Below are 14,354 nucleotides of genomic sequence, written 5' to 3'. Positions count from 1 at the left end.
TAGAACTCTCTTATAAATATTAATAAAATTGGGATATTGCTCCTATGTAGGATGATGAACTTATAGCTTTAAAGTTATGATAAACAGGAGTTTTTTTCTTTTATAAGGGGTGCTGTTTGGCATTTATTTTGTAGTGGGAAATTGTGAGAGTGGTAAAAAATAAAAATAAAACGCAAGAGAACAAAAATTCTCTTCCTCGCTTTATTCATTTGAGAGTGCATTCAGCTTATTCTTTACTCGAAGGGGCTTTAAAAATCCCTCAAATTATTCAACAGGCGATTTCAGATCATGCACCAGCGGTTGCTATTACCGATACCAATAATTTATTTGGTGCTTTGGAATTTTCACAGCATTGTCTTTCTCATGGGGTCCAACCTATTATTGGTTGTCAGCTTAGTGTTGATTTTTGTGATGAAAATGATCATTCAGGTTTGGCTAAATGGCGTAATTCTGCTAATTTTTGCTCTATTGTTCTTTTGGCTGCTAGCGAAACCGGTTATGCTCATTTGGTTCGTCTTGTCAGCCGTGCTTATCTTGATAAATGTGATACTGATCCTCCTCATATTAAAGCTAATTGGTTGTCGGCACACAGTGAAGGAATAATTGCTTTAACGGGAGGTAAGGGAGGACCTATTAATCTTTCTTTGGCGGAAGAGAAAAAAGAACATGCTGTTGAGCGCTTGATTTATTTGAAAAAATCTTTTGCTGATCGTCTTTATGTGGAATTACAACGGCATGGCTCTTATGATCGGAGAGTAGAGGCTGATCTTATTGAATTGGCTTATGCGCATGAAATTCCTCTTGTTGCAACAAATGAAGCCTTTTTTCTGAAGAGAGAAGGGTATGAAGCGCATGATGCGCTGATGGCTGTTTCAGAAGGGCAAATAGTCTCTAATCCAGATCGCAAACGTGTGACGCCAGATCATTATTTGAAGTCACAAGATGAAATGGTTACACTGTTTTCGGATCTTCCAGAAGCTTTAGAAAATAGTGTTGAAATTGCATTGCGTTGCCATATTGCCACACCTCTTCGAAAACCGATATTGCCTCGTTTTATAGAACAATCTGCTAATTCAGAAGCTACTTTAGAAGTAGAAGATAGTGAGTTGTTAAATCAGGCTAAAGCTGGTTTGAAGATGCGGCTTGAAACAATTGGATTGGCTGAAGGGTATACGATTGCAGATTATGAGCAGCGGCTTGATTATGAAATTTCAGTTATTACGCGTATGCAATTTTCGGGATATTTTCTTATCGTTTCAGATTTCATAAAATGGGCAAAGGTTCATGATATTCCCGTTGGACCAGGACGGGGTTCTGGTGCTGGTTCACTTGTTGCTTATGCATTGACGATAACTGATGTTGATCCATTGCGTTTTTCTCTTCTCTTTGAACGTTTTCTCAACCCAGATCGTGTTTCGATGCCAGATTTTGATATCGATTTTTGTCAAGAGCGGCGCGAAGAAGTTATTCAATATGTTCAAAAAAAATATGGACGTGATCAAGTTGCTCAAATTATTACCTTTGGTAAGTTACAGGCACGTGCGGTTTTGCGTGATGTGGGGCGTGTTTTAGAAGTTCCTTATCGTCAGGTGGATTATCTTACAAAATTAATTCCTGCTACGCCAGGAAGTCAGGTAGAATTGGCTGATGCTATTAAGGATGAACCTAAATTTGAAGAGGAAAAGAAAAAAGATCCCGTTGTTGGACGCGCATTAGATATAGCACTTCAGTTGGAGGGACTTTATCGTCATGCTTCAACTCATGCTGCTGGGATTGTTATCGGAGATCGTCCGCTTTGGGAGCTTGTCCCGATGTATCGTGATCCTCGTTCTGATATGCCTGTTACACAATTTAACATGAAATATGTTGAACAGGCGGGGCTGGTAAAATTTGATTTTCTTGGATTAAAAACGCTTACTGTTTTGAAAATGGCAGTCGATTTTGTTGCCAGAAAGGGGATTAAAATAGATTTATCAAATATTCCTCTGAATGATGAAACAACCTACGCTATGATGGCACGTGGTGAAACGGTTGGTGTGTTTCAGGTGGAAAGTTCTGGTATGCGCAAGGCGTTGATTGGAATGAAGCCAGACCGTATTGAAGATATTATTGCGCTGGTCGCACTTTATCGTCCAGGTCCAATGGAGAATATTCCAACCTATAATGCACGCAAACATGGGGAAGAGGAAATTGCTTCTATTCATCCTAAAATAGACCATCTGATCAAAGAAACACAAGGTGTTATTGTCTATCAAGAACAGGTGATGCAGATTGCTCAGGTGCTTGCTGGCTATTCGCTTGGAGAAGCTGATTTATTACGTCGTGCTATGGGGAAAAAAATTCATGCTGAAATGCAAAAACAGCGTACGCGTTTTGTTAATGGAGCTGTTGCAGGTGGTGTGGATAAAGATCAAGCTGATATTATCTTTGATCTTTTAGCAAAATTTGCCGATTATGGTTTTAATAAATCGCACGCTGCTGCTTATGCAATTGTTTCTTACCAAACAGCTTATATGAAAGCAAACTATCCCGTTGAGTTTTTAGCTGCTTCAATGACATATGATATGACGAATACAGATAAGCTCAATGATTTTCGGCGTGAAGCATTAAGGTTGGGTATTGAAGTTATTGCACCTTCTATACAAACATCTCATCGTGTTTTTGAGGTTGGTGATAACTGTATTTATTATTCTCTTGCTGCCATTAAAGGTGTGGGAGAAACTGTTGTGGATCATATTGTTACTTGTCGTGGGAATAAGATTTTTAAGGATTTGGAAGATTTTTGTGCGCGTATTGATCCTCGTATTGTTAATAAGCGTGCGATGGAAAGTTTAGTTTGTGCTGGTGCTTTTGATTGTTTTAACATTGCACGTGAGGTTTTATTAGCCAATCTTGGAACTCTTCATGCGCGTGCACTTCGTATTCTCGATGACAATTCTAGCGGGCAGGTTGATATATTTGGAATGGCAGGCGGATTAAAAGAACCATTGATTTTATCGCAAACAACCCCTTGGTTGCCGGCTGAGAAACTTTATCGAGAATTTCAAGCTATAGGTTTTTACTTTTCTGCGCATCCTTTGGAGGAGTATCAAGCTATTCTGGACAAAAAACGCATTCAGACTTGGGGTAATTTTGCCAATGCCGTTAAAGGGGGAGCAACGGCTGCACGGCTTGCTGGAACTGTTGTGGCAAAAAACGTGCGTAAAACAAAATCTGGTAAAAAAATGGGAATTATTCATTTTTCTGATACAAGTGGACAATATGAAGCAGTTCTCTTTTCTGAGGTACTATCGGATTATGAAGAGATGCTAGAACCCGGAAAATCTTTTATTATTACGGTAAGCGCAGAAAATCGTTCTGAAGGAGTTAGTTTGCGAATTGAAACAATTCAGTCTTTGGAAAAGGAATCATTACAACAGCATAAAATGATGCGTCTTTTTATAAAAACAGTTGATATGCTTCCACAAATTGAACAAAATTTAAATCTTGGGGGAAATGGAGAGGTTGGGCTTATTTTAATTCAAGAGGATGGATTGCGAGAAGTCGAAATTGCGCTTCCTAAGCGATATAAGGTAAATTCACATGTCGCAAATGCGATGAAATTAATTCAGGGTGTTGTTGATGTAGAACTGAGTTAAAGAAAGATAAAGATGGGAGCTGATTTTGAGTGGTGTTTTTGCTTTTAGGAGAGCTAAAAATTGAGCTTTTAAAATCGGATTGTATATTTTAAAAAATATAGCCTTTATTTGAGTGAATTATGATGGGTTTTAGTGTCATAGAGTCAAAAAATCTCGTTCTTTCGTAATATTCAAAGTACTGGAAAAATTTTATAAGTTTTTATCATTATTTTTTATGGAATTCATTGCATCATACATGTAAAGCCAATTGAGATCTGACATAATGCTCTCTGGTGTACGAATTTTCATCATGAGATTGCGTGCAATTGCTATGGGACCGGTTGCGTGATAGGCTAATCTATTGAAATCTCCGCGTTTTTTTACTGCTGCAATACGGGGGGTGCGTGTTGTTTCGTAAAGCGAAAGTGCTTTCGTTAATGAAAAATCTTGCAATGAAAGTGCTTCTGCTAATGTGGCAGCATCTTCGATTGCCATAGCGGCACCTTGTGCTGCAAAAGGTAAGGCAGCATGTGCGCAATCGCCAACAAATACTTGTCTCTCTAAACCGATAAAACGATTTTGTTTCATTTGAAAGAGTGGCCAATAGCTCCATTCATCAATATGATCAAAGATTTGTAAGATTTTTGAATTCCAATCTCTAAAAAGAGATTTGAGTTTTTCTTTATCTCCTTTATGAGCCCATCCTTCTTTTGAATTTTCTCCATTTGTGATGGCGACAAAATTAAAAATTTTTTCTGACGATTGAATGGGATAGACAACAAGATGATTTTTTGGTCCCATCCAAGCCGTAATTGTCTTCATATTTTGCAATGAAGAACGAAAGTTTTGAGGAAGATTATCAAATGTTGTTGTTGCACGCCAAGCAATAAAGCCACTAAAATTTGCTCTTTCATGAAAAGGAGATTGTTGCCGTAATGTTGACCAAACGCCATCACATCCGATCAGGAGGGGCGTTGAATGAAGCTGTTCTGTTGCCGTATCTGTTTTTATTGTTGTGATTTTAATGTTGCTTGCAGATTGGGTAGAAGATACAATCGTTTCGCCTGCTTTGTATTTGATCAAAGGATTTTCAATCACTGCATTATATAAAATTTTTTGTAAAGCCGCGCGGTGAATCGTCATATAAGGGGCTTTCCAATATTTTTCTGTTAGATTAATAAGATGAGCCCGTAGATGTATTTTTAAAGATAATCCATCTTTTAACTCAAGAAAATGTGGGATTGTAGCGACTGCAGTGAGTTTGTTAAGAAGTTTCCAGCGAGCAAGAATAGATGTTGCATTTGGTGTCAGTTGAATACCAGCGCCTATCGTTTCAAGTTGCTTATACTTTTCGATAATGGTGCTTGCAATTCCTTTATGAGCGAGTGCTAAAGCGGTGCTTAAACCAGCAATTCCTCCTCCAACAATGATGGGTGATTGTTCCACAAATGATTTCATATTAAACAAGCAGAATTAAAAGAGTGGTTATTAAGAAAGCCAAAAAACGCGATTATAATAGCTTTTCTGGATGATATAAGCATCCTGTTGGGTTTGTTTGATCGTATGATAGCGAGGGAACATAACGATAAAGGGTTGAGCAGTAAGGGCAAATTTTCTCATCTGCTGCTCCCATGTCGATAAAGATATGAGGATGATCGAATGGGTGTGTAGCGCCTACACACATAAATTCTTTCACACCAATTTCGATTGTTTTATATCCAAGGTCATTTTGGAAATGAGGGATATTGTGATCAGCCATGGGGTACAAACTCCAGAATAAATTGTCTCATCAGCTATGATTGGGCTCTTCTATTTTATAGGCGTGAGTTTGTAATAAAGCTTATGATAATGCAAGCTGCTTTTTAAGACAAATTTCTCCTATTTTATGCTATATTATAATAATTGTCTTACTTTTAGTGCTTTGCGCATAGAAGATAGTTCCAAGTATTTTTAAATATTAAATGGAAAAATGATAAGGAAAGTTAGGCATTGATATATTATTATGATGATAACATGTTATCAAATGTTATGTGAGATATTTTGTCAAGGATTTTAGAAAATATAAAAGAAAATTATTTAGGATATATGGAACAGAGGGTGGTAGATAAAATTTCTATATCGAATATAACAATGAAAAATCCGGTACGGTTTATTAATCGAGAGTTTTCATGGCTACAATTTAATAATCGTGTTTTGATGGAAGCGGCTAATGCGAGACATCCTTTATTAGAACGTCTACAATTTCTTTCTATTTCAGCTGCAAATCTTGATGAGTTTTTTATGGTTCGTGTTGCAGGATTAGCCGCTCAAATTCGTTCTCGCATTACAGCGTGCAGTGCAGATGGGCACACTCCACAGGAACAACTTGATATTGTATTAGCTGAAATTTCAAAGCTGCAGGCTCACCAACTACGAGAATTGAATGTTTTACGTAATGAATTAAAAAAGAATGATATTGAAATTATTTGTTCTGATGATCTTTCAGAAATTGAAAAATCATGGCTTGAAAAATATTTTCTTGAGACAATTTTTCCTGTTTTAAAACCTTTGCCTGTTGATTCTACTCATCCTTTTCCATTTATTCCTAATTTAGGGCTTTCTATTGCGCTTCAATTGTCTGGAGAAACTGATCAGAACTCTCACATAGTGTTGTTGTCTATTTCAATGCTTTTGAGGCGTTTTATTCTTCTTCCTCAAGAGGGTAATCATTTTCGTTTTATTGCATCTGAAGATGTTATTTGCCTTTTTATTAAACATGTATTTCCTAACTATGAGGTTACAGGAATTGGTATATTTAGAGTAATCCGAGATAGTGATATTGAAGTAGAAGAAGAAGCTGAGGATCTTGTTCATTTTTTTGAAACTGCTCTCAAAAGGCGGCGCCGTGGGCAGGTTATTCGAGTTGAGTTTGACGCAAGAATGCCAGAGAGTTTACGCCAATTTATAGCGAATAGTCTCGCTGTCCCTGATAATTGTATTAATGTTCTTGATGGATTTTTAGCGCTTAATATGGTATCAGAAATTGTTTCTATTCCTCGTGATGATCTCAAATTTATTCCTTATATTTCTCGTGTTCCAGAATGTATTCGTGAACATAAAGGGGATTGTTTTGCGGCTATTCGTGAAAATGATATTGTGATTCATCACCCCTATGAGACATTTGATGTTGTTGTCCAATTTTTACGTCAAGCTGCTTGCGATCCTGATGTTGTGGAAATCAAACAAACACTTTATCGTACATCAAATGATAGCCCAATTGTTAGCGCTTTGATTGAAGCAGCTGAACAGGGAAAGTCTGTGACTGCTTTGGTAGAACTTAAAGCACGTTTTGATGAGGAAGCAAATATTCGTTGGGCGCGGGATCTTGAATGTGCTGGGGTTCAAGTTATTTTTGGTTTTATTGCATTAAAAACTCATGCTAAGATGTCATTGGTTGTGAGACGTGAGGGAAAACGTCTTTGCTCTTATGTTCATCTTGGAACAGGAAATTATCATCCCATTAACGCTAAAACTTATACCGATCTTTCTTTTTTTTCCACGGATGATGATATCGCTCATGATGTTGCGTTATTGTTCAATTATATTGCGCAATATGAGCGTCCAAATGAAACAATGAAGATTGCTTTTTCACCCTTAACATTGCGTGGTCGTATCTTAGAGCATATTGAGGGAGAAATTGTTCATGCACAACAGGGAAGGTTTGCTGCTATTTGGATGAAAGTTAATGCATTGGTTGATCCTGAAATTATTGATGCTTTATATCGTGCCAGTCAAGCAGGGGTGCGAATTGATTTGGTTGTGCGGGGGATATGTTGTTTACGTCCTCGTATTCTAGGAATTTCGGATAATATTCGTGTAAAATCAATTGTCGGGCGTTTTCTTGAACATAGTCGCATTTTTTGTTTTGGGAATGGTCAAGATTTGCCTAATGAAAATGCACTCGTTTACTTAGGCTCTGCTGATATGATGCCTCGTAATCTGGACTATCGTATTGAAATATTGGTTCCAGTTTTTAATAAAATAGTGCGTCAAAAAATTCTTTTACAGATTATGTTGGCTAATATTATTGATAATCAGCAAAGCTTTGATATACTTAAGGATGGAACATCAAAACGTATTACGCCGCAGATAGGTGAAAGTCTATTTAATGCGCAGGAGTATTTTATGGCCAGTACAAGTTTTGCAGGGGAAAATGAGTCTTTTGAGTCTTCTGTTTCGCGCTTGGTTGCGTTGCATCGGCAACAAGCCGAAATACATAAAGACTAAAATCCAATGACATATAGAGATGCTCAAGGTCGGTTAAAAGGGTGTAAGCCTGTTGCTGTTATTGACATTGGCTCAAATTCTGTTCGGTTGGTTATTTATGAGGGGCTTGTTCGCTCACCAACAGTTTTATTTAATGAAAAGATTCTTTGTGGTCTCGGTCATGGTGTGGCAAAAACGGGATTTTTAGAAGAACAATCGATGAAAATGGCATTGCAAACACTGAAACGGTTTCGTACGCTTTGTCGACAGATTGGGGCAGATGAGGTCTATACTTTAGCAACAGCAGCAGCACGAGATGCAAAGAATGGCGTAGCATTTATTCAGCATGCTGAAGATATTTTGCAAAATAAAATATATCTTCTTTCAGGAAGTGAAGAAGCTATGTATTCAGCATATGGAGTTGTTTCTACTTTTTATCAACCAAAAGGTATTTCTGGAGATCTTGGTGGTGGAAGTCTTGAGCTGATTGATATTGATCATTCTGATGTTGGTGAAGGGATAACTCTCCCATTAGGTGGTTTAAGGCTACAGTATATGTCAAATAATGATAGTGCTGTAGCTACAAAAATTGTACATGAGCAATTTTATAAATCGTCTGTTGTTCGTACTCGTAAAGGTACAGCACGTTATTTTTATGCAGTAGGGGGGACATGGCGTAATTTGGCAAAACTCCATATGGCAATGAAACACTATCGGCTCCCTGTTATGCATGGCTATGAAGTTGAAGCCGTTGAAATGGAGAACTTTTTACGTCTTGTAGCACGTGGCAATATTGATAATTTGAGAGGGATTGCAGCGATTTCTCAGAATCGTCGGAAACTTTTATCTTATGGGGCAATAGTTCTTATTGAACTCATTCAGTGTATGCAGTTTGAAAAGATAATTTTTTCAGGTGCTGGCGTTCGTGAAGGTTTTCTTTATTCACGATTGCCGCAGGCGATTCAGCTGTCAGATCCTCTCATTGCAGCATGCACAGAAATGGCTATTTTACGGGCACGTTCACCAAAACAAGCAGAAGAACTCATTGATTTTACGACGAATGCTTTTGAAGTTTTTGGAATTTCAGAAACTGAAAATGAATGTCGTTATCGTCAAGCTGCTTGTCTTCTTGCGGATATTGGTTGGCGTATACATCCAGATTATAGAGGTAATGAAGCAGCAAATCAAATAGCTTTAGGATCTTATCCAGGAATTTCCCATGAAGGGCGCCTTTATGCGGCGCTTGCTGTTTTTTTTCGCAATACGAGTTTATTGGTTGATAAAGAATCTCTTCCCATTTTTCAATTAGCAACTCAAAATATAATTGAGAAAGCACGTATTCTTGGCGAAACTATGCGTATTGCTCATCTTTTTAGTGCTTCTGTTGCAGGAATTTTACCTCATTTATTGTGGCATAAAAAAGCAGATCATATTATCCTGCAGATCCCAAAGAATTACGCTGGGTTATTAGGAGAACGTCCTCTTGGACGATTACAGACGTTATCAAAAATAATAAAACAACCTCTCGCTTTTGAAATTTTTTGATTTTTTTCCTAATTTATTCGTGTTTTATGTCTTATAATAGGGCTATTGACGAGGGATAAACTAGCTAACCTATCATCATGAGCTGGACAATAGGACTTGTTCCATAACTTTCATACCAGACACCACGCAAGGCATTGGTAATGCTCTGAGCATTCATAAAAGAAAACATAATTTTTTATTCTGTTATTTGCGTCACAAGATGGATTTTTCACTTCATAAGCTTCATGTGAAAATGAAAGCCTTGTCCATTTTTACCTGAAAAGGTTTTCTTTTTATGCTGCGTCGTTATAACGTTTCTGTTTAGCTTGCTCGATTATATTGATAAGATTCGATTGTAACCAACGCGATAAAAAAACAAACTTTTAAAGGTTTTGGGAGAGATCCATTGGTTACATGACACCGGAATGTTGAAATACTCATATGAAGCAGTTTTGCACTTTCACGGTCTGTCAAAAGAATATCATTTCAGTCATTATAAAATCCTTTCACTATAAAAAATAGAAATAAATCATAACTATTTATTAACCATGATTTTTTGAAAGGCGTTTAATCTATAAAAAAACAGCGCTTTATCATATAATTTCTTATGTAAAACTTTATGAGTCTTATTGAGATGGAATGAGAGAATCTTATGATATTCGGGGGTCTAATTTAATATAAATAACGCTAGATTATCTTTATAAATCAGTATGTTGTCTTTGTTAGGTGTTTTAGTTGTTATGCTGGCTGGTTTTTGATTGTTATATTGCAATCTCGGTAGTTTTTTAATACGATATGGGGACGTAAGATATTATATCTTTGTTTGTTCCTATTGCTAGGCTGCTATTTTTGTAATGAGTGCGCTTTTATTATCAGAACTTTTTCTTTTCAAAACTTTTAAATAAGGAGCTGTCTGTTTTTTTTAGATTATTTTTAATAGGATTGCTATTTGATTGACTGGGTAAAGATTTAGCTGTCATTTTTAATAAGAGTTCACTATTTAATTTTTAACTTTGTCAGAAGTAGGCTTTATTTATCCTGTTTGCGTTGGTCTATAGGGCATACCAATTGATGTAGATAATGAGTAGCGTAATGGATTTTTCAAAATGAAAATGTAAATTAAAGTTGTTTTGTGCTTATTTTTCCATCGTTAAAGTAAAACCCTATCTGTCCCTTTAGCAGTTGTTCGGCTTTTTGACCAAATATTTCATAGCGCCAGCCATTCATAGCGGGAATATTTTTCTTTATTCCTCCATTGGCAATTTTTTCTAAATCATTAGATGTTGCAATAATTTTAGGGGCAATGCTGTTTTCATTTGCAACAATTTTTAATAACACTTTGAGTAGATCGATAACAGCGGCTGTCGTATCATTGAGTGGATTATGTTTAGGAATGGGGGGTAAAGTAGAAAGATCCACCTCTAAGCCTTCATGGACAGCTTTGATTAATGATTGAGCAATTGAGAGTTTATCCCAGTTCTTATTAAGACTGCGCAACCGCTTTAATGCAGATTCATCTTTTGGTTGTTGGGTTGCTATTTCTATAAGACATTCATCTTTTATGATATGACGACGTGGCATATTGTATTTTCGTGCTTCACGTTCCCGCCAAGCTGCTATCTTTTGTAATACAGCAAGTTCACGTGGCTTTTTAATTTTTCCTTTCACTTTTTTCCATGCTTCATCTTCTGGCATATCATAGGTCTTAGGATTTAAAAGGATTGTTATTTCATCGTCCATCCAGTGAGCACGTTGATTTTTTTCTAACCTTTTTTTCAATAATAGGTAAACGTCTCTTAAGTAGGTTACATCGGCAAGTGCATAGAGCAGTTGTTTTTCAGACAAAGGGCGGTAACTCCAGTCTGTAAAGCGGGAGGATTTATCAAGATGATGCCCCGTGCAGCGTTGTACAATTTGATCATAGGAGATAGAATCACCAAATCCACAAATTGATCCTGCTATTTGCGTATCAAAGAGAGGGGAAGGAATAACACCTCCAAGATGATAAATTGTTTCAATATCTTGGCGCGCAGCATGAAAAACTTTTACAACTTTTTTATCGATCATAAGGTCAAAAAAAGGTTGTAAATCAATATCCGGTGCTATGGGATCAATCAAAACTGTGATATCTGGTGATGCGAGCTGGATTAAACACAGTTGAGGCCAAAAAGTTGTTTCGCGGATAAACTCAGTATCGACTGTTACAAAATCAGAGGTATGTAGAGCGTTAAGTGCAATTTCAAGATCGGTTGTTTGTGTAATAAGATTCATCATTTTATTATAATTCGATAAATTAAATTTGTCCTTTATTGACTTTATTTTTGAGTTTTTATTCTCATATCTTGACAAATGGTTATTAAAAAGCGTTTGTAGCGCATATGAATATTATAATCAAAGGCAAAAAATATGCACCGTTATCGCAGTCATCATTGTGCGGCTCTTCGTAAATGTGATGTAGGAGCACAAGTCCGTCTTTCGGGGTGGGTTCATCGTGTTCGTGATCATGGCGGAATTCTTTTTGTGGATTTACGTGATCATTTTGGAATCACACAAATTGTTGCTGACCCTGCTTCGCCGGCTTTTAAAGTTATTGAAAAAGTGCGTTCTGAATGGGTTATTCGTGTGGATGGAGAGGTATGTGCACGTTCCGATGAGGTTATTAATGCAACGCTTCCAACAGGTGAGATTGAAATTTTTGCACAAGAGGTAGAAATTCTTTCAAAATCTGATGAACTTCCTTTACCGGTTTTTGGTGAGCCTGATTATCCAGAAGATATTCGATTAAAATATCGTTTTCTTGATTTGCGTCGGGAGACTATGCACAAAAATATCATGCGTCGGACTGAAATTATTGCGGCTATGAGACGGGCTATGCAAAATAATGGTTTTACGGAATTTACGACGCCACTTTTGACAGCTTCATCACCGGAAGGAGCACGTGATTTTTTGGTCCCAAGTCGTGTTCATCAAGGAAAATTTTATGCGCTACCGCAAGCACCACAGCAATATAAACAATTGTTGATGATGTCAGGTTTTGATCGTTATTTTCAGATTGCTCCATGTTTTAGAGATGAAGATCCAAGGGCCGACCGTCTTCCTGGTGAATTTTATCAATTAGATGTTGAAATGAGTTTTGTTGAGCAAGAAGATGTTTTAGCAACTATGGAACCTATTATGCGTTCTATTTTTGAAGAATTTGCAGATGGAAAAACTGTGACACAAAGCTTTCCTCGCATTTCCTATGATGAAGCAATGCGAAAATATGGTTCTGATAAGCCTGATCTACGTAATCCGATCATTATGGAAGATGTTTCTCAGCATTTTTATAATTCTGGTTTCAAAGTCTTTGCTCAAATTTTAGCGAATGATGAGAATGCACAAGTGTGGGCTATTCCAGCTAAAACGGGTGGAAGTCGTGCTTTTTGTGATCGTATGAATGTATGGGCACAAGGCGAGGGGCAACCAGGGCTCGGTTATATTTTTTGGCGTGAAGAAGAAGGAAAATTGGAAGGAGCAGGGCCTATCGCCAAAAATATTGGTGAACAGAGGACTGAAGCAATCCGTATACAGCTTGGACTTGAAAGTGGTGATGCTTGTTTTTTTGTGGCTGGAGATCCAAAAAAATTCGCATCTTTTGCTGGAGCAGCCCGTACACGGGTAGGGGAAGAATTAGATCTTCTCGATAGAGAGAGTTTCTCTTTGGCGTGGATTGTTGATTTTCCATTTTTTGAATGGAATGAAGATGAAAAAAAGATTGATTTTGGACATAATCCTTTTTCCATGCCTCAAGGGGGAGAAAATGCTCTTGAGACCCAAGATCCTCTTACTCTTAAAGCTTTTCAATATGATCTTGTTTGCAATGGTTATGAAATTGCATCAGGTGGAATTCGTAATCACTTACCAGAAATGATGCTTAAAGTTTTTGAACTTGTAGGACTTTCTAAGGAAGTTGTGAAAGATCGTTTCGGTGGTCTTTATCGTGCATTCCATTATGGGGCTCCGCCACATGGTGGCATGGCTGCGGGAATTGACCGCATCATTATGCTGTTGCAGGGTGTTAAAAATTTGCGTGAAGTTGCTTTATTTCCTATGAATCAACAGGCACTTGATCTTTTGATGAGTGCTCCGTCTGATGTTTCTCCTACACAATTACGTGATTTAGGAATCCGTATGGCTCCTACTCACAAAAATAGCTCATAAAATTGATTATGGATTGTTTTCATCTTTTCTACGTAGAGTGAAGTTTTGATGCCTCTCAAGAGCATCATGTGTGTGTATATGCTGTTTGTGAAATTTAGATAGACAAAAACGCCATTGTGTTGATTCTTTACGAGGCATTTTTATTCCTTGTTTTTATAGTGGCTGTTTCCTTTGTGATAGGTGAGGAAATGATTGTGATTGTTTTATCATGAATACATTAGAAATGAGAGAATTCTGTAATATTTGGAAGTCTCATTTTAGTTGAAAAAAAATGAATTATCTTTATACGACAATATATTATTTATTTTTTATTGAAGTTTTTACAATGTTGTAGCAGAGAATTGTGTTTCTTCGTTTTTATGAGAATAATGCGGTTTTCTATTCTATGGACTTACTCTGAAAAGTTTAAATTTTATAAGCTTTGAATATTTTTTTAGTTTTTCATGGAAAAACTGAATGGGGTTGTTATACAATTTATCTTTATAATAAAAGATGATGTTTGAAAGGTGCTTTTGTCATTCCAAAAAGAATGAAATAACTCTTTGTGAGCAGTTAAATTATTATCGGATTTGACAAAGCTTTCAATAAATTACTTAGAACAAGGGGGGAAGGACATGTATAAATTTTTCAAATTGATATAATTTTCTGTTCATGTTCTAATCGCAGCGTTTGTTTTTATGTAATTGACTTTTAATAAAAAAGTCGACTCATAGAAGATTTCATTAAATAAATCCTATAAAATAATTTCTTATTATTGTGGGAATTGTT

At 36.7% G+C, this 14,354-nt stretch carries 7 protein-coding genes and 1 pseudogene; 4 read left to right on the top strand and 4 right to left on the bottom strand.

The window, feature by feature from the left end:
- Window positions 1–149: 149 nt before the first annotated feature.
- Window positions 150–3,638, top strand: coding sequence for a DNA polymerase III subunit alpha (gene dnaE / locus ACFIJK_RS04815; RefSeq protein WP_375626917.1), 3,489 nt, complete (start codon window positions 150–152; stop codon window positions 3,636–3,638).
- A gap of 189 nt (window positions 3,639–3,827) precedes the next feature.
- Here dnaE and ACFIJK_RS04810 read toward each other — a convergent pair whose 3' ends face one another.
- Together ACFIJK_RS04810 and ACFIJK_RS04805 are read right to left on the bottom strand one after the other, a co-directional pair.
- On the bottom strand, window positions 3,828–5,075 hold the full coding sequence (locus ACFIJK_RS04810) for an FAD-binding protein (RefSeq protein WP_375626915.1): 1,248 nt from the start codon (window positions 5,073–5,075) through the stop codon (window positions 3,828–3,830).
- 52 nt (window positions 5,076–5,127) lie between these two features.
- Window positions 5,128–5,376 (bottom strand): zinc-finger domain-containing protein, encoded by a 249-nt coding sequence (locus ACFIJK_RS04805; protein ID WP_375611536.1) that lies wholly within the window; start codon window positions 5,374–5,376, stop codon window positions 5,128–5,130.
- 326 nt (window positions 5,377–5,702) lie between these two features.
- Here ACFIJK_RS04805 and ACFIJK_RS04800 point away from each other — a divergent pair, with 326 nt between their 5' ends.
- A complete protein-coding gene (locus tag ACFIJK_RS04800; protein WP_375626912.1) occupies window positions 5,703–7,883 on the top strand; it encodes an RNA degradosome polyphosphate kinase in 2,181 nt (726 codons plus the stop codon).
- Window positions 7,884–7,889: 6 nt separating this feature from the next.
- Window positions 7,890–9,407, top strand: a complete 1,518-nt coding sequence (gene ppx, locus ACFIJK_RS04795; protein WP_375626910.1) for an exopolyphosphatase — start codon at window positions 7,890–7,892, stop codon at window positions 9,405–9,407.
- Window positions 9,408–9,679: 272 nt separating this feature from the next.
- Here ppx and ACFIJK_RS04790 read toward each other — a convergent pair.
- A pseudogene (locus ACFIJK_RS04790) lies at window positions 9,680–9,866 on the bottom strand (helix-turn-helix transcriptional regulator).
- Window positions 9,867–10,505: 639 nt separating this feature from the next.
- The gene (rnd, locus tag ACFIJK_RS04785; protein ID WP_375626908.1) at window positions 10,506–11,660 is read right to left on the bottom strand and encodes a ribonuclease D; all 1,155 of its coding nucleotides are present in this window, start codon (window positions 11,658–11,660) and stop codon (window positions 10,506–10,508) included.
- 132 nt (window positions 11,661–11,792) lie between these two features.
- Between rnd and aspS the strand changes: the two genes are divergently transcribed.
- Window positions 11,793–13,586, top strand: a complete 1,794-nt coding sequence (gene aspS / locus ACFIJK_RS04780) for an aspartate--tRNA ligase (protein WP_375626906.1) — start codon at window positions 11,793–11,795, stop codon at window positions 13,584–13,586.
- The last annotated feature ends 768 nt before the right edge of the window (window positions 13,587–14,354 follow it).

This window comes from Bartonella sp. PS17NMGDW, assembly GCF_042193555.1.
Lineage (GTDB): Bacteria > Pseudomonadota > Alphaproteobacteria > Rhizobiales > Rhizobiaceae > Bartonella > Bartonella grahamii.
This window is presented reverse-complemented; position numbering and strand designations above follow the sequence as displayed.

What these genes read in the sequence shown, in the direction of transcription:
- ACFIJK_RS04810 (WP_375626915.1), bottom strand. Translation starts at nt 5,075, where the DNA reads ATGAAATCATTTGTGGAACAATCACCCATCATTGTTGGAGGAGGAATT.
- ACFIJK_RS04805 (WP_375611536.1), bottom strand. Translation starts at nt 5,376, where the DNA reads ATGGCTGATCACAATATCCCTCATTTCCAAAATGACCTTGGATATAAA.
- ACFIJK_RS04800 (WP_375626912.1), top strand. Translation starts at nt 5,703, where the DNA reads ATGGAACAGAGGGTGGTAGATAAAATTTCTATATCGAATATAACAATG.
- ppx (WP_375626910.1), top strand. Translation starts at nt 7,890, where the DNA reads ATGACATATAGAGATGCTCAAGGTCGGTTAAAAGGGTGTAAGCCTGTT.
- rnd (WP_375626908.1), bottom strand. Translation starts at nt 11,660, where the DNA reads ATGATGAATCTTATTACACAAACAACCGATCTTGAAATTGCACTTAAC.
- aspS (WP_375626906.1), top strand. Translation starts at nt 11,793, where the DNA reads ATGCACCGTTATCGCAGTCATCATTGTGCGGCTCTTCGTAAATGTGAT.